The organism is Anoxybacillus ayderensis, from assembly GCF_000833605.1.
Classification (GTDB): Bacteria; Bacillota; Bacilli; order Bacillales; family Anoxybacillaceae; genus Anoxybacillus; species Anoxybacillus ayderensis.
Genome location: NZ_JXTG01000011.1, coordinates 73,794 through 91,762, shown reverse-complemented (window position 1 = coordinate 91,762; position 17,969 = coordinate 73,794). Strand labels below are relative to the sequence as shown.

Annotated in this window: 22 protein-coding genes and 2 pseudogenes; 12 read left to right on the top strand and 12 right to left on the bottom strand. The window is 42.0% G+C overall.

Annotated features, from left to right (window positions below):
* Positions 1-172, top strand: a pseudogene (locus JV16_RS15285) (IS1634 family transposase); the annotation flags it as partial.
* Positions 173-275: 103 nt separating this feature from the next.
* On the opposite strand, the pseudogene JV16_RS10370 reads toward JV16_RS15285, so the two are convergent.
* Positions 276-701, bottom strand: a pseudogene (locus JV16_RS10370) (DEAD/DEAH box helicase family protein); the annotation flags it as partial.
* A gap of 137 nt (positions 702-838) precedes the next feature.
* Between JV16_RS10370 and JV16_RS10365 the strand changes: the two are divergent.
* The 3 genes from JV16_RS10365 to JV16_RS10350 all read left to right on the top strand — a co-directional run bounded on the left by JV16_RS10365 (position 839) and on the right by JV16_RS10350 (position 2,397).
* On the top strand, positions 839-1,423 hold the full coding sequence (locus JV16_RS10365; protein WP_042535677.1) for a ComF family protein: 585 nt from the start codon (positions 839-841) through the stop codon (positions 1,421-1,423).
* Positions 1,424-1,429: 6 nt separating this feature from the next.
* Positions 1,430-1,957, top strand: a complete 528-nt coding sequence (locus JV16_RS10360; RefSeq protein WP_021093964.1) for a hypothetical protein — start codon at positions 1,430-1,432, stop codon at positions 1,955-1,957.
* Between the two features lie 260 nt (positions 1,958-2,217).
* Positions 2,218-2,397: a hypothetical protein gene (locus JV16_RS10350; RefSeq protein ID WP_021093963.1), complete on the top strand. Its 180-nt coding sequence runs from the start codon at positions 2,218-2,220 to the stop codon at positions 2,395-2,397.
* A gap of 50 nt (positions 2,398-2,447) precedes the next feature.
* On the opposite strand, the gene JV16_RS10345 is transcribed toward JV16_RS10350, so the two are convergent.
* The 6 genes from JV16_RS10345 to JV16_RS10320 all read right to left on the bottom strand — a co-directional run bounded on the left by JV16_RS10345 (position 2,448) and on the right by JV16_RS10320 (position 7,661).
* Positions 2,448-2,717 (bottom strand): hypothetical protein, encoded by a 270-nt coding sequence (locus tag JV16_RS10345; RefSeq protein ID WP_021093962.1) that lies wholly within the window; start codon positions 2,715-2,717, stop codon positions 2,448-2,450.
* Positions 2,710-4,083, bottom strand: a complete 1,374-nt coding sequence (rlmD, locus tag JV16_RS10340; protein WP_021093961.1) for a 23S rRNA (uracil(1939)-C(5))-methyltransferase RlmD — start codon at positions 4,081-4,083, stop codon at positions 2,710-2,712. Before rlmD ends, JV16_RS10345 begins: the two co-directional genes overlap by 8 nt.
* An 11-nt stretch (positions 4,084-4,094) precedes the next feature.
* Positions 4,095-4,931, bottom strand: a complete 837-nt coding sequence (locus JV16_RS10335) for a DNA-3-methyladenine glycosylase family protein (protein WP_021093960.1) — start codon at positions 4,929-4,931, stop codon at positions 4,095-4,097.
* A gap of 52 nt (positions 4,932-4,983) precedes the next feature.
* The gene (pdaA, locus tag JV16_RS10330; RefSeq protein WP_021093959.1) at positions 4,984-5,814 is read right to left on the bottom strand and encodes a delta-lactam-biosynthetic de-N-acetylase; all 831 of its coding nucleotides are present in this window, start codon (positions 5,812-5,814) and stop codon (positions 4,984-4,986) included.
* Between the two features lie 36 nt (positions 5,815-5,850).
* Positions 5,851-7,374 (bottom strand): fumarate hydratase, encoded by a 1,524-nt coding sequence (locus JV16_RS10325; protein WP_035062910.1) that lies wholly within the window; start codon positions 7,372-7,374, stop codon positions 5,851-5,853.
* Between the two features lie 92 nt (positions 7,375-7,466).
* Complete coding sequence (locus tag JV16_RS10320) at positions 7,467-7,661, bottom strand: SE1561 family protein (protein ID WP_026011859.1); 195 nt, start codon at positions 7,659-7,661, stop codon at positions 7,467-7,469.
* Positions 7,662-7,774: 113 nt separating this feature from the next.
* Here JV16_RS10320 and yfkAB point away from each other — a divergent pair, with 113 nt between their 5' ends.
* Positions 7,775-8,899: a radical SAM/CxCxxxxC motif protein YfkAB gene (gene yfkAB, locus JV16_RS10315; protein WP_021093957.1), complete on the top strand. Its 1,125-nt coding sequence runs from the start codon at positions 7,775-7,777 to the stop codon at positions 8,897-8,899.
* A gap of 40 nt (positions 8,900-8,939) precedes the next feature.
* Here the strand turns inward: yfkAB and JV16_RS10310 are convergent, their stop codons facing one another.
* Positions 8,940-9,692 carry a YfkD famly protein gene (locus JV16_RS10310; protein ID WP_235045424.1) on the bottom strand — a complete coding sequence of 251 codons (753 nt, stop codon included), beginning with the start codon at positions 9,690-9,692 and terminating at the stop codon, positions 8,940-8,942.
* A gap of 174 nt (positions 9,693-9,866) precedes the next feature.
* On the opposite strand from JV16_RS10310, the gene JV16_RS10305 reads away from it, so the two are divergent.
* Entirely contained in the window at positions 9,867-11,039 is a 1,173-nt protein-coding gene (locus JV16_RS10305) for an MFS transporter (protein ID WP_021093955.1), read from the top strand.
* Between the two features lie 65 nt (positions 11,040-11,104).
* On the top strand, positions 11,105-11,251 hold the full coding sequence (locus tag JV16_RS10300) for a BH0509 family protein (protein WP_033383638.1): 147 nt from the start codon (positions 11,105-11,107) through the stop codon (positions 11,249-11,251).
* A 206-nt stretch (positions 11,252-11,457) separates the two neighbouring features.
* Here JV16_RS10300 and JV16_RS10295 read toward each other — a convergent pair whose 3' ends face one another.
* Genes JV16_RS10295 through JV16_RS10285 form a run of 3 tightly spaced genes read right to left on the bottom strand, consistent with a single transcriptional unit; the run spans position 11,458 to position 13,056 of the window.
* On the bottom strand, positions 11,458-12,291 hold the full coding sequence (locus JV16_RS10295; RefSeq protein ID WP_042535673.1) for a YihY/virulence factor BrkB family protein: 834 nt from the start codon (positions 12,289-12,291) through the stop codon (positions 11,458-11,460).
* A gap of 18 nt (positions 12,292-12,309) precedes the next feature.
* Positions 12,310-12,573: a hypothetical protein gene (locus JV16_RS10290; RefSeq protein WP_042535671.1), complete on the bottom strand. Its 264-nt coding sequence runs from the start codon at positions 12,571-12,573 to the stop codon at positions 12,310-12,312.
* Positions 12,574-12,585: 12 nt separating this feature from the next.
* Positions 12,586-13,056, bottom strand: a complete 471-nt coding sequence (locus JV16_RS10285; RefSeq protein WP_021093952.1) for a low molecular weight protein-tyrosine-phosphatase — start codon at positions 13,054-13,056, stop codon at positions 12,586-12,588.
* A gap of 57 nt (positions 13,057-13,113) precedes the next feature.
* Between JV16_RS10285 and JV16_RS10280 the strand changes: the two genes are divergently transcribed.
* On the top strand, positions 13,114-13,332 hold the full coding sequence (locus tag JV16_RS10280) for a DUF1128 domain-containing protein (protein WP_035062907.1): 219 nt from the start codon (positions 13,114-13,116) through the stop codon (positions 13,330-13,332).
* Here the strand turns inward: JV16_RS10280 and JV16_RS10275 are convergent.
* The gene (locus JV16_RS10275; protein ID WP_042535669.1) at positions 13,327-14,304 is read right to left on the bottom strand and encodes an HD-GYP domain-containing protein; all 978 of its coding nucleotides are present in this window, start codon (positions 14,302-14,304) and stop codon (positions 13,327-13,329) included. The genes JV16_RS10280 and JV16_RS10275 overlap by 6 nt on opposite strands.
* A gap of 184 nt (positions 14,305-14,488) precedes the next feature.
* Between JV16_RS10275 and JV16_RS10270 the strand changes: the two genes are divergently transcribed.
* From JV16_RS10270 to cysC, 4 genes are read left to right on the top strand one after another with little or no spacing between them, the layout of a single operon-like run.
* The gene (locus JV16_RS10270; protein ID WP_021093949.1) at positions 14,489-15,196 is read left to right on the top strand and encodes a phosphoadenylyl-sulfate reductase; all 708 of its coding nucleotides are present in this window, start codon (positions 14,489-14,491) and stop codon (positions 15,194-15,196) included.
* A gap of 13 nt (positions 15,197-15,209) precedes the next feature.
* Positions 15,210-16,256 carry an inorganic phosphate transporter gene (locus tag JV16_RS10265; RefSeq protein ID WP_021093948.1) on the top strand — a complete coding sequence of 349 codons (1,047 nt, stop codon included), beginning with the start codon at positions 15,210-15,212 and terminating at the stop codon, positions 16,254-16,256.
* A gap of 44 nt (positions 16,257-16,300) precedes the next feature.
* Positions 16,301-17,380 (top strand): sulfate adenylyltransferase, encoded by a 1,080-nt coding sequence (sat, locus tag JV16_RS10260; RefSeq protein WP_042535667.1) that lies wholly within the window; start codon positions 16,301-16,303, stop codon positions 17,378-17,380.
* Complete coding sequence (cysC, locus tag JV16_RS10255; RefSeq protein WP_042535664.1) at positions 17,377-17,964, top strand: adenylyl-sulfate kinase; 588 nt, start codon at positions 17,377-17,379, stop codon at positions 17,962-17,964. The genes sat and cysC overlap by 4 nt, the downstream gene beginning before the upstream one ends.
* Positions 17,965-17,969 lie beyond the last annotated feature (5 nt).

Here is a 17,969-nt window from a genome sequence, read left to right as displayed (position 1 = left end):
GAAACTGACCCGACCGACCGGACAAGCGATTTTTCAATTATTTTGGTATGTCAGAGTCGTCCTGTTGGAACTGCCGGATGGACGAATTCAACGCGCGTTAGGTCAACCGCTCACGTACGAGCAGCGAAGGATTTTGCAAGGATTAGGGATGGACGAGAGCATTTACGTCTAACGGGATAAAGAACGATCAGAGATGGTAAAAAAAGGATGCCATCGCTTTTGGTGTTGGTTTAAAAGTTATTCTAAAAAACTGAATAAAAAATCCTTTTGTTCCGCTCTACCAAGGTGCGAAATATGAGATAAATGCTGCGATGCGACTCATCGACGATAATTAAGTCAAAATGTCCGACGGTAAAGAGTCGTTTGCCGTCTTTTCGCTTCGCTTCGTCAATCGCGTTCATCATCGTCGGGTACGTCGAAAACACCATGCGGCTTTCCTCTGGATTATCTTTGTTGTCAAGCAAATTACATAGCGTTAAATTCGGAAGAAGGTGGCTAAAGTTATTTTTCGCTTGCGTGACAAGCGTTTTACGGTCTGCTAAAAACAAAATATTTTTTACCCAATTATGGCGCGTGAGCACATCGACAATCGCGATGGCTGTTCGCGTTTTGCCGCTTCCTGTCGCCATGACAAGCAACGCTTTGCGCTGTTTTTTCTCGAGCGCATCGCATACAGCTAACACCGCTTCTTTTTGATAGTAACATTTGACCTCTTCGCTCTTCCACAGCGTTAGGCAAACTTTCGATTTTCTTTTGCATATTTTTACAATAATATACAAGGAATTTGATAGCTATTGTCGAAGAAATATGCAAAGCGAGAAAGCGGGAGGGAACCTTGTTGCGCAAAATCAATCCTATTCGATTGATTGGTATTTGGAAAGAAGGATATGCCTTAGATTATCATTCAATTGCGAGCGAGTTCATCGGTATTGATGAATGGGGACACAATCGTTTTCAAACAACTAGAAGTTATTTAGGTGAGTTATTGTATCAATTTAAGTATAATCAAGATAGGGAGAAGTTAGCAGAAATAATGAACCTGATCACACAATTTATTTCTCGTTGGGATGCCTTAAAGGAAGTAGATGTAGTCCTCCCTGTTCCTCCATCTAATCGTAACAGAACATTTCAACCTGTTTTTGAACTAAGTAAACAGATTGCAGACTATTTACGTGTACCTTCATATAATGACATATTAGAAAAAACAAATACTGCACAAGCAAAAAATCTAAATAAATTTGATAAATCAGAAATATCAGGTTCGATTGTGCGAAAAAAAAGATTTTTAAAATTGGTCAATATATTAGTTGTAGACGACTTATACTCAAGTGGGACAACATTGCATGAAACTGTGAGAGTGTTAAAAACAGATGAGAATGTTAAAAATGTATACGTCCTTACAATAACAAAAACGAGAAGGTGAATTGAAATGAAGGTATTTGTCGCTGGCCCACGGGCAGTCTCCATTTTGAATAAACAAGTGAAAGAAAGGTTGTTCAACATTATAAACAACAATTTCACTGTTTTGGTCGGGGATGCGAATGGGGTAGATAAACAAGTTCAAAAGTTTTTACATTCGTTGAATTATCGAAATGTTAAAGTTTATGCAACAAATGGAAAGGCAAGAAATAATATTGGGCAATGGGAAGTAGAGAAGGTGGAGGTTGAACCACACAAAAAAGGATTTGATTATTACGCAGCCAAAGATATAGAGATGGCTAAAAACGCAGACTACGGCTTTATGATTTGGAACGGACAAAGTAAAGGAACATTGAATAACATCATTAATCTTACCAAGTTAAACAAAAAAGTATTAGTATACTTTATCCCTGCTAAACAATTTTACACGATTAAAGATGTGGATGACATTCAAATGATGATAAATATCGACAATGCCCCTGTTGTCGCTAAACTTCATGAGCTTATGCACAATTCAGAGCAGTTAAAGCTGTTTTAAATTTAATGCACAAAAAATAAAGGAGGACTGTCATGAAATTATGGTAATATGTTGAAAAAAAATGTACGAATTGTATATAAAGACGGAGATGTGTTAGAAGGATATGTCCTCGATTACTGTGACGGTGAGGACAATGAGGATGGAATAGACAGTTTAGTGATTACAAACGAAAAAACAAAAAGGGAAGGCTACCTTTTAGGTGTATCGGAAAACGAAATAAAATCGATTACAATCCTTAACGAAAAGCGTGGGAGAGACAAATGATTGTCGAAGAATTGGATGTCATACGTCTAAAAGTCGGAACAGAAGCTACTGTTTTAGAAATTTTTCCGACAGAACCGAAATATTTTTGCCAACGCGTAGATGAAGACGATGATATGTTTTACGTTACCACAGATGAAATTGTTAAGATTACTTATAAATGTCGGAAAAACGAATGACACCATTCCATTATAGGGTAAAAACATAAAAAGCACGTAACCATGTTCGGTTATGTGCTTTGCAACATTTTATACTTCTCCAAAACAATTTTCCGTAGTTCTCCCTCCCCAATATAGCCATCGTCATCTTTTCTATGCAACGGATTCGGTTCATACCAGCCACAAGCTTCAGAAATATCATCGAGAGCATCAACATACTGCTCATCAATGTTTCCTTCATCAATATAAAAAAGGTATATGGAAGGAAATTCATAGGAAAACTGTTCCGCAGATAATTTACCGTTGAGATATTTTTCAATGCAATGCAATAATTCATTCATTATTTTTCACCCTCCTCACCAACTTCGCCACACTTTCGACATGCGCGGTGTGTGGGAAAAGGTCAAACGGTTGAATGTATTCGACACGGTATTGTTTCGCAAGTGTATCAATGTCGCGAGCAAGGCTTGATGGGTTACAGGAAACGTACACGACCGTTTTTGGTTTCACTTGTAAAATCGTTTTTAACAAGACGTTGTCGCAGCCTGTTCGCGGTGGGTCGACGACGATGACGTCCGGTTTCCAACCTTCTTTCACCCATTTTGGCAACAACGCTTCCGCTTTTCCGACCGCATATGTGACGTTTGTGAAGCCGTGACGTTTGGCATTTTGACGCGCATCGTCAATCGCTTCAGGGATCGTGTCCATGCCGCGCACTTCTTTCGCCTCGCGGGCAAGCCAAAGCCCGATTGTGCCGACGCCGCAATACGCATCGACGACGCGTTCGTTTTTCGTGAGCGCAGCTGCTTTTTTCACTTCGTCGTATAGCTTGACCGTTTGAATCGGATTGAGCTGGAAAAAAGCGCGGGCAGATAGTTCAAACGATAAGTCGCCAAGCACTTCTTGAATGTACGGTTCTCCTGCGAGAACGATCGTTTCGTCGCCAAAAATAAGCGACGTTTTTTGCCCGTTTATGTTTTGCGCGATTGATTTCACTTCTGGCAGCCGGCGCTTCACCTCTGCTACAAATAGTTCTTTGCGCGGAAATTCTTTCGTCGCTGTCACAATGACAAGTTGCACATCGCCTGTATAAAACCCAACGCGGGCAACGATTGTGCGCACAACGCCTGTTTTCTTTCGCTCGTGATAAATCGGAATACGCAAATCTTGTAAAATCGTTTTGACGACCGTTGTGACGCGGTTTGTGGCGTCATGTTGAATGAAGCAACGGTCAATGTCAATCAGTTCGTGCGAGTTCATGCTGTAAAGTCCAGCGATGACACGCCCTTTTTTCACTCCTGTTTGAAATTGGCTTTTGTTGCGATAATGCCACGGGTCGTCCATCCCAATCGTCGGACGAATATCGAGCGCTTCAATATTTAGTCGGCTATGGCGTTCCAGCGCTTGAATGACAATATCGCGCTTTGCTTCAAGCTGCGCGTTGTAGTCTAAATGTTGCAGTTGGCAGCCTCCACATTGGTCATATACAGGACAAGGCGGTTTGACACGGTGTGGGGATCGTTTACGAATGCGCACGATTTTTCCTTCCGCATACGTCGGGTATACGTTCGTCGCTTGAACGACGACTTCTTCTCCCGGAAGCGCTCCCGGAACGAACACGACTTGTTTTTTAAAATAACCGACTCCTTCCCCGTTAATGCCGAGCCGTTTAATTGTTAGTGGAAATTGTTGTCCTTGCTGTAGCATGATTCTCTCTCCTATTCAATACTTCGCCATAAATAAAATGTTGCGTAGCTTGCATACGGTTCCCACATTTGTCGAAATTCGTCCATTTCCTTTGCTGTCGGACGATGATCAAGCTGAAACCATCGTTCAATCGCTCGTTGCAAGCCAACATCTCCTTTCGGAAACACATTTGGACGACCTAAACCAAACAATAAAAAGTTTTGCACTGTCCACGGACCGATGCCGCGTATAGAAAGAAGCTGTTTCGCCACTTCTTCATCGGAAAGCGAATGCATCTCTTCTAAACGCAACTTCCCTTCTACAATAAGACGCGAAATATCAACAATATATTGTGCTTTTCGCTCGCTCAAAGATAAAGCGCGCAACTCGTCGTATGAAGCATTAGCGATTCGTTCTGGCCGAGGATATATGTATAAATCCCCGAGGCGTTCGCCGAATGTATGCACAAAACGTTCGGTGAGCCGATAAGCGACTTTCATATGAATTTGTTGGTGGATGATGCATTTGATTAAGCAAAAATATAAATCAAACTCCAATACAATCGGCGTTCCTTCGTGAGCGATAAATAAGTCTCGTAAATTGGTTTGCATAAAATGGTCGTGGATAGGGGCAAGTGACCTGTCCCAATGAAAAATGTGCGAAATGCGCGCAATCGCTTCTTCTTTATGCTGTTCGTTATCACACGACACAACGAACGATGGCTTCTCTTTTGTTCCGGTGCTTTTCACATATACAACAACCGGTGTTTCTTTTACATACAGCGGAACAGCGATTTCGTTATGTTGAATGCGTACAAGCGGATCACGTGCTAGCCGTTCACATACACGTGTAAAATCGTATGGGGTCATTAAACTTCACCTCTTTCCCCCATTGTATCAAAACAAATCCCTTTGCACATCGTCAAAGGGAAAAAAGCCAAGAAGGGACATTCATTTTTTCAAGCATGAAATCGTCTAAGCTTTTAAAAACGTATCCTTCTTTTCGCAAATCGTCAATGATTTTACCGAGCGCATCGGCATTGTCTTTAGACACTGTATGCAACAATATAATGGCCCCGGGATGAATTTGCTTCATCACGTTGTTGTAAGCGTATTGCCATCCTTTTTGATCGTGAATGTGCCAATCGACGAACGCTAATGACCAAAAGACGTGATAATAGCCGAGTTCGCGTGCGACCGCAAGCGTCCGTTCATCAAAAATGCCGCGCGGAGGGCGGATGTAACGCATATGTTTTTGCCCCGTCAACAACTCTGTTTTTTTTCTAACCATTTCAAGCTCTTCGCGCAATTTTTCATCACTAACGGTCGTTAAATCAGGATGATGCCATGAATGGTTGCCAACAATATGCCCTTCGTTTACCATCCGTTTCACGAGATCCGGAGCAGATTGCAAATAATGGCCGGTCACAAAAAACGTAGCGGGAACTTTTTTTTGTTTGAGCACGTCTAAAATTTGTGCCGTATAACCATTTTCGTATCCGTTATCGAACGTTAAATAAATATATTTTTTTGTTGGATTACCTAAATAAAACGCATCGTATTTAGCAAGTAGTTCATCTAACTGTTTTCCTGCAGAAGGAGGGAGATGATTTTCACTTCGCTTAAATCCCCATGACATCGCTTCTATTTGACTAAACGGCAAACATAAAAAGAAGAGAAAGAAGATGATCGTTTTTTTCACTGCTTGCACCTCCATATTCATTTCAATGATAGGTTGTGCAAAAAGAAGCATAAAAAATCCGCCTAGCTAACGCTAGACGGATTTCCATTAAAATACACGTTCTTTAAATTGAGCTAATTTTTCGAGCGACGATTTTTCGATATCTTCATGTAAGCTGTTTCCGTGCGAGTCCATCGTGACGACAGCTGTAAAATCTTTCACACGCAAATGCCACATCGCTTCTGGAATTCCAAATTCCAAAAAGTCGACGCCTTCTACTGATTGAATACATTCAGCATAATATTGCGCTGCACCACCGATGGCATTTAAATACACGCCGCCATGTTCTTTTAACGCGGCGAGCGTTTTCGCCCCCATCCCACCTTTTCCGATGACAGCGCGAATGCCGAATTTTTTCATAATTTCTCCTTGATACGGCTCTTCACGAATGCTTGTCGTCGGACCAGCTGCTTTGACGTGCCATTTGCCGTTCTCATCTTTTAACATAACCGGTCCACAGTGATAAATAATTTGACCGTTTAAATCAACAGGAGCATCGTGATCCATTAAATGTTTATGAATCGCATCGCGTCCTGTATAAATCATGCCGTTAATGCGAACGACATCGCCTACTTTTAGCGAGCGAATTTGCTCTTCCGTAATTGGCGCTTCAAGCACAACTTCACGCGCTTCGCTTGTCATTTCGGTTTCTTCTTGTTTGAAATCGACATTTTCTCCTTCTTGATACAACCATTCTTGAATGTCGCCTGTATGTGGATCAATGATGACGCCTAAACGGCGAAACGCCCAGCAATTGTATGCGACAGAAACGAAAAAGCTGGCTGGGATGCGGTGCATGACGCCAATTTTACAGCCAAGAAGAGTCGTCTCTCCGCCAAATCCCATCGTGCCGATACCGAGTTTATTGGCAGCTTCCATAATGTATTCTTCTAGTTTGCGCAAATCTTCGTTCGGATTGACATCGTCAACAGGACGAAATAGTTGTTCTTTTGCTAAATCGTACCCCGCAGAACGATCGCCGCCGATCCCAACGCCAATAAATCCTGCGCTACAGCCTTGCCCTTGCGCTTGGTATACCGCATGTAAAATACATTTACGAATGCCATCTAAATCGCGGCCTGCGCGGCCAAGCCCTTCTAACTCGCACGGCAAGCTATATTGAATGTTTTTATTTTCACAGCCGCCACCTTTTAAAATTAAGCGAACGTCAATGTAATCTTTTTCCCATTGTTCAAATTTCATGACAGGCAACCCGATCCCTAAATTGTCGCCGCTATTTTCACCTGTTAATGAATCGACCGAGTTTGGACGCAGTTTCCCGTCTTTCGTTGCTTGAGCGATCGCTCGGCGAATCGCCTCTTTCATTTCAATTTGATTAACCCCAACCGGCACTTTAATTTTAAATGTCGGCAACCCTGTATCTTGGCAAATCGGCGATACGTTTTCATCGGCCATTTGAATGTTTTGCACGATCGTAGCAAGTGACATCGCTGCTCTCGTTCCTGCGTTTTCACGCAGTTTTGCTTTCGCAATGGCACGTCGTACATCTTTTGGCAACTTTGTTGACGTTTCAACAATTAGCTTGTACATACTTTCTTGAAACTTTTCCATCACCATTTCCCTTCCCCTTTGTTCAATATGTAACAATTTTTCGAATTCTCCATCTGTATTATACCTCTTTTTTGAACATGAAAAAAAGTCGCTTAGCGACTTTTTTCCCAATCTTTTTTAAACCGCTCGTATTTCATTTCTAAATCATCAATCATTTGAATAAGGCGGTCAATATCTTCTAATTCAGCCGTTTCTGGATCGAGAGCTTCGAGCACTTCAAGAAACATATTTAAGCGCGTTTTTAAATATGTTAGTTGTAGATTTTGATCTGATACTGCGTTGCCCAACATCGTCACCTCGCTTTTTCTTTATCGTACACGATCGAAACATCATTGACAATCATTCCATTTCGTTTGCATAATAATCGTTAGTCCTATTTTAAAATAAAAGGAGCTTGGTTATGGAAACATTGTTGCGTCAAGCGATTACTCCGACATTTGATCCTTGGGAAGCATATATGGATGTTGAACAGTACGGAAGCATGCAGTTGACGAATATCGAACTTACAACAACGACACTTTGCAATATGCGTTGCGAACATTGTGCCGTCGGTTATACGTTGCGCACGAAAGATCCTGAGGCGCTACCACTCGATCTTCTTCTTCGCCGTCTTGACGAAATTCCACATTTGCGTTCGTTAAGCATTACAGGCGGTGAGCCGATGCTTTCGCTGAAATCGGTCGAACAATACGTCGTGCCGTTGTTAAAATATGCACATGAACGCGGAGTGCGCACACAAATAAACTCTAACTTAACTCTTGATTTAGAACGGTACGAAAAAATTATTCCTTACTTAGACGTTTTACATATTTCGCATAACTGGGGCACGATTGATGATTTCATTGAAGGCGGATTTGCGATGATGGAGAAAAAACCAACCGTCGCACAACGCGAGCGCTATTTTATACGCATGATCGAAAACGCGCGTGCCATTTCAAACATGGGGGTCATTGTTTCAGCTGAAACGATGTTAAATAAACGGACGCGTCCACATATAGAAACGATTCATCGCCAAATTGTAAACGAAATGGGCTGTAAACGTCATGAAGTACATCCGATGTATCCGAGCGACTTCGCTAGCAGTTTAGAAACATTAACGTTAGATGAATTGCGTGAGACGATTCATCATTTACTTGATATACGGGACGAGAACGTATGGATGTTGTTTGGTACGTTGCCTTTTTATCCATGTAGCGACAACGAAGAAGATTTAGCGCTATTAAAACGTTTATACGAGAGTAAAAATGTAACGGTACGAAACGACCCTGATGGACGTTCACGTTTAAATGTAAACATTTTTACAGGCGACATTATTGTCACTGATTTTGGCGATGAACCGACGCTTGGCAACATTCAAACCGACTCGCTTCTTTCTGCTTATGACAAATGGATGGCATCCGACTTAGCCAAATCATTGAACTGCCATTGCCCTGTGGTAAAATGTTTAGGGCCAAATGTGCTTGTGAAAAACCGCTATTATCCGAATGTCGATTTTACAACAAGAAAAGCAAAAATTGAACGGTAAGACGAAAAAGCTTGTCGGGGCGCTCGACAAGCTTTTTTCATCATCTCGGTACGTCGCTTGCGACAAATGCGAATGATAGGCGGTCTTGTACTGGAATCCAAGCACCAATCCCTTGCGACGTCACGTTTTTTACGACAATGCTCTTTTTGTTTCCTTTTAGGACGATATATACTTCACCGTACGTCACTTTTCCTTTTTCGTTTACCGCAGGAGCGTAGGCGTATAAATATCCTAATTTTTTCGGCGGGACGTTATATGCTTGTTCTTTTTTCGTCCCGATGCCGATCCACGTACTAAACGAGAGCGGCAAGTTTGTTTTTTTCATCGCTGTTAATAACATCATTTTTTTCACATCTTCTTCATTCGGAATGCTTGCGGTTAGCCCACCCCGCACTTGTTTTTGCATCTCTTGTCGATATGTCAGTCGCGCGGCTGTTTTCCCACCGCGATTGTCAATGAAGTTTGTATTTACTTTTTGATACTCCCAATTCGTCGATGTTTCCGTCGATTCATAATTCAACGGCCATTGTCCTAAATAAATCGTTGCTTCATAACCGATCGCAAACGGCGTGCTCGAAATCGACGATTCATTTAAAAGACGAATTAATTCCGGATTTTCAATTTTCACATTCGCCGATTGAAGCAGTTGTTTCGCTAATTCACTTGGTTGCAAATAAGGCAAATTTTGCGTCGGATTCGGATACGTATTTTCTTTTGAAATGTCAATAACCGATGACGGGAGCTTGACAGTTGCTTCGCTAACCGTTGGAATACAGAAGAAAATGAACATCATACTTAAAGCAAACCATCTTTTCATGCGTAAACTCCTTTCTTTATTACATCGTTCATCGTTATTTTTTTCAAAAGTCAACAATTTATCCTCTCCATAAAAAAAATCCGCCATTGTTGCTTCTTCTCGTGAAACGCTTTAATATCGAACATAGTGAACATATTACAGGAGGGAATTATGCAACAACGTCATTTTTTTATTTTAGTTAGCATCGTCATGATTTCAGGTCTTTCTCAAGGGCTATTGTTGCCGCTTATTTCTATCATTTTTGAACAAAATGGTATTCATTCGTCGCTTAGCGGCATGCATGCAACAGCGATGTACATCGGCGTTCTTGTCGTTTCACCTTTTTTAGAGCGTCCGCTTCGTCGCTACGGCTTTAAACGTTTAATTATGGCCGGTGGAGCGATCGTAATCGTTTCCTTGGCGATTTTTCCGATCTCATCTTCGTTATTGTTTTGGTTTATGCTTCGGCTATTCATCGGAATTGGCGATCACATTCTTCATTTCGGTTCGCAAACATGGATTACATACGCTTCTCCTACTCATCGGCGCGGTCGCGACATTTCGCTATATGGTTTATCGTTTGGCGTCGGCTTTATGATCGGACCGCTTCTCGTTCCGCTCGTCCACATACATGAAGCGTTGCCGTTTATCGTTTCATCTTTGCTTAGCTTATGTGGCTGGATATTATTATTTTTCTTGCCACATATGTATCCAGAAACGGAAGAAGCAGAAAAAGTTGGAGCGACACGCTTTTTTCAAGCTTGGAAACAAGCTTGGCCAGCTTTGTTGTTGCCGTTCGGCTACGGCTTTTTAGAGGCGTCGCTTCATAGCATGTTTCCGATTTATGCGTTAAGAAACGAGTTAAGTGTTGAGACAGTTGCGATGATGCTTCCTGCATTTGCCCTTGGCGGCATCGCTTTTCAACTTCCGCTCGGAACGTTAAGCGATCGCTTTTCACGAAAAACGATGATTATGATTTCATTAGCCGTAGGTGCCCTTTGTTTTGCTATCGCTACATGGTTTTCTTCTCCTGTGCAACTAACAACAACGTTTTTCGTTGCTGGTATGTTTGTCGGTTCGCTTTTTTCACTCGGCATGGCATATATGGCGGATTTGTTGCCAACGTCGCTTCTTCCTGTCGGCAACATTTTATGCGGTATGCTATATAGTATTGGGAGCATATGCGGTCCTGCAATCGGTGGCGTTGTATTACAAAAGCAAGAGGAATTATTTTTCTTTACCATGAGCTCTCTTTTGCTTTTTTTACTATTCGCCCAGCGCCCGTTCACAAAATTTTCAAAATATTTTTCTAAAAAACAAGAAAAAAACGTTGACGCTTTTTGAACCACTGTTATATAATACAATTAAACAAAATAAACTGTTTTAAAACAGAGGGGAGAGCGATCATGATGAGTAGAGAAGAAAGAAAAAATATGATTGAGTTTATTACAAAATTGCGTGGCTTTAATCAAGAACAACTTGTTTATATGACAGATGCAGAAATCGAACATATTTACAACCAAACATATTATCATCACGAAGAAATTGCAGAATAAAAGGGATGTGCAACACATCCCTTTTCTTTTTAATGATATCCGTTTTGTCCGTTTGCGCTACTGCTCGTTTTATGTTTCGGACGGCTTTTTCCCTTTTGTTTTGTCCCGCCGTCTTTTTTCGTTTTTTTCGTCACGTATATTCCCCCTTTATAACGACGTTCATTTGTAATATGGATTAAACAGGGCTTTTCTATAAGAGGGAATGTCTACCGTATGCGCATGTTTCCTTCTCGTTTACAACAAAAAATGGCGTTTAACTCTCCACCTAATACAATCATCATGCCGGACAAATAAAACCAAACCATTAACGCAATAATGCCACCTAGACTACCGTACATCGCCGAATAGTTACCGAACTGATTCACATAATACGAAAAAGCAAGCGAGACAACCATCCAACCGACTGTGGCAAACAGCGCACCACTCCATACGTCGCGAAAACGAACATATTTGCTCGGCGCAAAAACGTACAACACAGAAAAAACAAAAAATAAAATGATAAAACTAACGAACCAACGAATCGTTTCCCATATGCGTAAAAAAACGTCCGAAAGCCCAAACGCTGAAAAAAGAAACGTGCCAATCATTTTACCGAATACAGGGAAAACAAGCGCGACAATAATGACGAAAATCATGGCAAATGTAAGTAAGATAGAAATACCGCGCGCAACAAGAAAGGAACGCGTTTCTTTCACATCATATGCACGATTTAAAGCACGAATAATGGCTGACATCCCGTTCGATGCCGCCCACACGGTCGCAAGAACGCTGAACGATAACCATTTTCCACTTTGTGATTTCATGAGCTGTTGAATGTTTGTTTCGATTAAATGTACCGTTTCACTCGGAGCATATTGACTTAAAAAAGCGATCACATCTTCATGCGGGATGGGCAAATACGATAAAAACGTCAGCAAAAACAGTAAAAACGGAAATAGCGAAAGTAAAAAGAAATACGCCAACTCAGCCGACAAGTCGAACACTTCATCTTCATCGAACCGTTTCATGAGCTCACGAACGACGGAAAAGCTAATAATCATCTTTCACCACCTCGCTCCTTATGTCGAGCGTTTGCGAATCAGCTCCCCAATCCATTCCATCACTTGCGGCGTTGTTTCTTTTACTTCACTTAGTTTATTCACAATAAACTGCAAATCATTCACTATTTCGTCGACATGTTGTCTTGTTTGACGGACTGTCTCTTTTACTCCTTCCACATCATCCATCCACTCACGACACGCTTCTTTTACCACTTGACGCGCTTTTTTATTCGCTAGCAACAAAGCGACACCAGCCAATGCAAGCCATTTCCCCTTTCCCATCGCCATGCCTCCTTACAACGAATGATCTCGTTTTATGCGTTCTAATATATGTTTACATCCTTCCTCTACTAATTCGTACACTTCTTCAAAATTTCCTGTAAAGTACGGGTCTGGTACATCATCTACGCGACGGTTTGGCACAAAGTCCATAAAGCGAGCAATCACAGCACGACAATCATCGCTGACAAGACGGCGAAGATGAGCGATATTATCGCTATCCATGCCAATAATATAGTCAAATGTATGAAAGTCTTCTTTTTTAATTTGCCGTGCTTTCAATCCTGTAAAATCGATTTGTTTTTCTGTTAAAATGCGCTGTGTGCCGTGATGAGGCGGCTTACCAATATGCCAATTTCCTGTCCCTGCTGAGTCAACAGAAATGACGTGATCAAACCCCTCTTGCTTCACAAGATGCCGAAATACCGCCTCCGCCATCGGAGAACGACAAATGTTTCCTAAACAAACAAATAACACACGAATCATTTCATTTCACCTCACACATAAAACAATGATACAATGAACAAAATCACACACGAAAGGATGACGATTGTGCGTTTATCAGTTGAACAAATGATTGAGCAAATCAAAGAAAAGTTAAAAGTATTAAATTTTGATGCGATTAAACCAGATCATTTTGATGAGCAACTATACGATGAATTAAAAGATATATACGATATGGTGATGAAAAAGTCATCGTTTAGCCCGAGCGAAATGCAAGCGATCGCTGAAGAGCTCGGAAACTTACGCAAAAAATTATAAAATCGCCTGTCCAACGATGAGCAGCGACGGATGATCCGCGAGTGCAATTTCTTCACGTGTATCCGTGTACCGTACGTACGGACGTTGCATATGTTCAACGATTTTTGTGACAATCGCGTTTCTTCCGTCGCCCATTTTGACCATCGTTCCCGGCAAATAAGCAGGAATCGTCTCAACAAACAGCCGCACAATCTGCTGGCTATACCGAATACCACTTCGCGCCATAATAATTTCAAGCGCTTCGTGCGGTGGAACAAATTCAGCGGAAATTAAATTTTCATATTCATTGGCAATGGCGCAAATTTGGGCGTACAAATGAATATCCGTTTCTTTTAATCCGCGCGGCGTACCTGAGCCGTCTGCATGTTCGTGATGTTGATACGCCATATGTGCGCATAATAAACTAAGTTCTCGCTCTTTTCGTAAATACTCAAATCCCTTTACTGCATGATGCTCTTCCCCTTCTATTTCTTTCCCAACGTCGTGAAACAACGAGCCAAGCGCGACATCGCGCAACTGTAAATCGTTCAAATGTAGCTTCTTCCCTAACTGTAATGCTAAAAGCGCTACGTTGATTGCATGAGCGTACGGCTGCGCTTCCACTTCAAGCGACGTCGCTGGGATGATCGCTAATACTTTTCTTTTTTTCACTTCATCAACGAGCTTTACCGCTAGTTTAAACAACAAGCGAAGCGGCAATTGTTCTCGTTTTCGCACCGCGTCAAACGATTGCTGAACAACTTCAATCGCGTCCATCCACGACGGCATATCGAGCAATTCTTCTAAAGTAATGCCTTCAGACACCGCATCTTCAACAAATACGTAGCGAATGTCCATTTGTTTTAAACGCTCTACATATTTTGGATGAATTTTTCTTCCTGCTGCTAAAAGCACTCGACGATGGCGATCATAAATCGGACGTGCCAATTCCATCGTTCGCTCATCGTAGTCTTCTAATAAAATGAGCCGCAAACATACTCCACCCCTTTCGACATCTCCCATACAAACAGTATAATCATGTTTTTTTTCGTTTGCCATGACGTTTTTTAAAAAAATAAATTCCGATAGAAAAACTAGGATTGACATTCACTTGAATTGTGTTAAAATTTAAAACAATCAAACAGAAAGAGCGACGAATAAGAAAGGGAGATGAGACATGGTTACGTATGAAACGTGGGACGAGGTCCAAAAACCGACTTTTCCAATCGATAATAATGAAAAAGGGGCATTACATGTACTTTCATGGGCGTATACCCATTATGGCGACGACCTTTTGTATGCGTGCAGTTTTGGCATTGAAGGCATCGTGCTCATTGACCTTATTTCTCAAGTGAAGGATGATGCTCATATTGTGTTTCTCGATACGCATTTACATTTTTCTGAAACATACGAAACGATTGAACGCGTCAAACGAGCATACCCACGCTTGCGCATTCATTTACAAACACCGTCTTTATCACTTGCAGAACAAGAGAAACAATTTGGTGCAGAACTTTGGAAAAAAGACCCGAACAAATGCTGTGAACTAAGAAAAATTGTTCCGCTACGAGAAGCGATGATAGGAAAAAAAGCGTGGATTTCTGGGCTGCGCCGTGAACAATCACCAACAAGGCAACATGTTGAATTTATTAATCGCGATAAAAAGTTTCAAAACATTAAAGTTTGTCCGCTTATTTACTGGACGTGGAAAGACGTATGGCGTTATGTGCATCGCCATAACCTCACTTATAATCCGCTTCATGATCGCGGATATCCGAGCATCGGTTGTGCACCGTGTACAGCCCCTGCTTATACAGAAGAAGATTTACGTTCTGGTCGATGGGCTGGGCTAGGAAAAACAGAATGCGGCTTGCACGAATCATAAAGGGGGGAGTGACTTGGTCATCGTTGCTTTTATTATTGCTTTTTTCTTTGCGATGAACATTGGGGGAAGCGGAGCCGCCGCGACCATGGGAGCTGCTTACGGTTCTGGCACATTGCCAAATAAACGAATCGCTTTACTCCTATGCGCCATTGCCATTTTCCTCGGCAGTTTAGGCGGGGGCGAAGTTGTGAAAACGATCGGCTCTGGCATTGTTCCCCCATCCATTTTACAAACAGAGCTTGTTGTCATCGTTTTAGCAGCAGCAACGATTTCGTTATTTGCGGCCAACGTGCTTGGCATTCCGCTATCGACAAGCGAAGTGACAGTCGGTGCGGTCGTTGGGGCAGGAATTGCGTATCAAAGCGTATATGTTGGCAAACTCCTATGGATCGTATCGTTTTGGCTCATTACACCGCTTGCTGCGTTTTCTTTCGCTTTTTTCATTAGCAAATGGCTAAAAGGAAAAACAGTAAAACAAAACAAATGGATCGGCTTTTTGCTTATTATCGCCGGATTTTTCGAGGCGTTTTCAGCCGGAATGAACAATGTCGCCAACGCGGTCGGGCCTCTCGTTGGAGCGGGTTTACTATCCGTCCAACACGGGATCATTTTCGGTGGGTTATTCGTTGCCCTTGGAGCGCTTTTGCTTGGCAGCCGCGTATTAGAAACGAACGGGAAAAAAATTACGACGTTCTCTCAACTCGAAGGATGTATTATTTCAGGAATCGGGGCAACGCTCGTCATCGTTTCATCTCTTTTTGGTCTTCCCGTTCCACTGACACAAATTACGACATCAGCCATTATCGGCATCGGGACAACGAAAAGCGGCTTTTCCATTTGGCAAAAGCAAATTGTCATTCAAGTGCTAAAAGTGTGGGTTGTCTCGCCTATTTTTGCATTAGCTGTTTCATATAGCTTAATTAAATTATTCCTTCATAGCGACGTCTATACAGCCATTGCGATTGTGAGCGTTTGTTTCGCCACACTTGGAACGATTAGCTTAAAAAAAACAATCACAGAGGAACGCCGCTCGTTTCACGAACATGGTGGCGGCATTTAAACCTAGTTATTTTATAAGGATAATAAGTTTAGGGGGTATTAAACATGAAACAAATCGTATTAAGTAAAGCGGAGTTAAGTGACCTTGAATTACTTGCCATCGGCGGATATGAACCGCTCACTGGCTTTTTAGGAAAAGATGATTATGAGTCGGTTGTCGAAACGATGCGGCTTACAAATGGAGCGGTATGGAGCATCCCCATTACGCTTGCCGTAACAGAACAACAAGCGAAACAACTATCGCTCGGAGATGAAGTCGAACTCGTGTATGACCGAACGGTATACGGCACAATGGAAGTGCAACATATATATCGCCCAGACAAGCGAAAAGAAGCGCGCCTTGTATACCAAACAGAAGACGTGGCACACCCTGGTGTAAAAAAATTATTTGAAAAACCGGATATATATATCGGTGGACCTGTGAAGCTTGTGCGTCAAACAGATAAAGGAATTTTTTCGCCATTCTTTTTTACACCAAAAGAAACAAAGCAACGGTTTGCGGAACTTGGCTGGAAAACAGTCGTCGGGTTTCAAACGCGCAATCCCGTTCACCGCGCCCACGAATACATTCAAAAATGTGCACTTGAAATCGTCGACGGTCTTTATTTAAATCCGCTCGTTGGCGAAACGAAAGAAGATGACATTCCTGCAGACATTCGCTTAAAAAGCTATCAAGTATTACTTGAACATTATTATCCAAAAGATCGCGTCTTTCTCGGTGTATTTACAGCTGCAATGCGCTATGCAGGTCCACGTGAAGCTATTTTTCATGCGCTCGTACGTAAAAATTTTGGCTGCACACACTTTATCGTCGGCCGTGACCATGCGGGAGTTGGCAATTATTATGGTACGTATGATGCTCAAAAAATTTTCTTGCAGTTTACAAACGAAGAGCTAGGCATTACCCCTCTCTTTTTCGAACATAGCTTTTACTGCACAAAATGTGAAGCGATGGCGTCAACGAAAACGTGCCCACACGATGCAACCGCTCATGTCGTTCTTTCTGGAACAAAAGTACGGGAAATGTTGCGCGCTGGCGAAATGCCACCAAGCACGTTCAGTCGCCCAGAAGTTGTGCGCGTGCTGATGGATGGTTTACAAACAGTCGGAGGTGGCCGTTCATGAATATCGTTTGGTATCAAGAAAGTGTAACAAAAGAAGAACGACGAAAAAAAAATAAACATCATAGCTTCGTTCTTTGGTTTACAGGATTGTCAGGTTCTGGGAAGTCCACATTAGCAAACGCGGTCGCGAAAACATTATTTGAACAAAACATTCAATGTTACGTGCTTGATGGCGATAACGTGCGTCACGGCTTAAATAGCGATCTAGGTTTTTCTGCCGAAGATCGTACAGAAAACATTCGCCGCATTGGTGAAGTGGCAAAATTGTTCGTAGACAGTGGACAAATCGTGCTGACTGCCTTTATTTCCCCGTTCCGTCAAGATCGTCAACTCGTTCGCAGCAAGCTCGAGCAAGATGAATTTATTGAAATTTATGTTCATTGTCCGCTTGAAACATGTGAGCAACGCGATCCAAAAGGATTGTATAAAAAAGCACGAAATGGAGAAATTCGCGACTTTACTGGCATTGATTCACCATATGAACCACCGCTTTCGCCAGAACTTGTCGTCGATACGGATCAATATTCAATTGAACAATGCGTTCAACAAATCATTTCCTATCTAAAAAATAAACAGTGGATTTAGGAGGA

What these genes read in the sequence shown, in the direction of transcription:
- JV16_RS10360 (WP_021093964.1), top strand. Translation starts at nt 1,430, where the DNA reads ATGAAGGTATTTGTCGCTGGCCCACGGGCAGTCTCCATTTTGAATAAA.
- JV16_RS10350 (WP_021093963.1), top strand. Translation starts at nt 2,218, where the DNA reads ATGATTGTCGAAGAATTGGATGTCATACGTCTAAAAGTCGGAACAGAA.
- JV16_RS10345 (WP_021093962.1), bottom strand. Translation starts at nt 2,717, where the DNA reads ATGAATGAATTATTGCATTGCATTGAAAAATATCTCAACGGTAAATTA.
- rlmD (WP_021093961.1), bottom strand. Translation starts at nt 4,083, where the DNA reads ATGCTACAGCAAGGACAACAATTTCCACTAACAATTAAACGGCTCGGC.
- JV16_RS10335 (WP_021093960.1), bottom strand. Translation starts at nt 4,931, where the DNA reads ATGACCCCATACGATTTTACACGTGTATGTGAACGGCTAGCACGTGAT.
- pdaA (WP_021093959.1), bottom strand. Translation starts at nt 5,814, where the DNA reads ATGCTTCTTTTTGCACAACCTATCATTGAAATGAATATGGAGGTGCAA.
- JV16_RS10325 (WP_035062910.1), bottom strand. Translation starts at nt 7,374, where the DNA reads ATGGAAAAGTTTCAAGAAAGTATGTACAAGCTAATTGTTGAAACGTCA.
- yfkAB (WP_021093957.1), top strand. Translation starts at nt 7,775, where the DNA reads ATGGAAACATTGTTGCGTCAAGCGATTACTCCGACATTTGATCCTTGG.
- JV16_RS10310 (WP_235045424.1), bottom strand. Translation starts at nt 9,692, where the DNA reads ATGATGTTCATTTTCTTCTGTATTCCAACGGTTAGCGAAGCAACTGTC.
- JV16_RS10305 (WP_021093955.1), top strand. Translation starts at nt 9,867, where the DNA reads ATGCAACAACGTCATTTTTTTATTTTAGTTAGCATCGTCATGATTTCA.
- JV16_RS10300 (WP_033383638.1), top strand. Translation starts at nt 11,105, where the DNA reads ATGAGTAGAGAAGAAAGAAAAAATATGATTGAGTTTATTACAAAATTG.
- JV16_RS10295 (WP_042535673.1), bottom strand. Translation starts at nt 12,291, where the DNA reads ATGATTATTAGCTTTTCCGTCGTTCGTGAGCTCATGAAACGGTTCGAT.
- JV16_RS10290 (WP_042535671.1), bottom strand. Translation starts at nt 12,573, where the DNA reads ATGGGAAAGGGGAAATGGCTTGCATTGGCTGGTGTCGCTTTGTTGCTA.
- JV16_RS10285 (WP_021093952.1), bottom strand. Translation starts at nt 13,056, where the DNA reads ATGATTCGTGTGTTATTTGTTTGTTTAGGAAACATTTGTCGTTCTCCG.
- JV16_RS10280 (WP_035062907.1), top strand. Translation starts at nt 13,114, where the DNA reads ATGACGATTGTGCGTTTATCAGTTGAACAAATGATTGAGCAAATCAAA.
- JV16_RS10270 (WP_021093949.1), top strand. Translation starts at nt 14,489, where the DNA reads ATGGTTACGTATGAAACGTGGGACGAGGTCCAAAAACCGACTTTTCCA.
- sat (WP_042535667.1), top strand. Translation starts at nt 16,301, where the DNA reads ATGAAACAAATCGTATTAAGTAAAGCGGAGTTAAGTGACCTTGAATTA.
- cysC (WP_042535664.1), top strand. Translation starts at nt 17,377, where the DNA reads ATGAATATCGTTTGGTATCAAGAAAGTGTAACAAAAGAAGAACGACGA.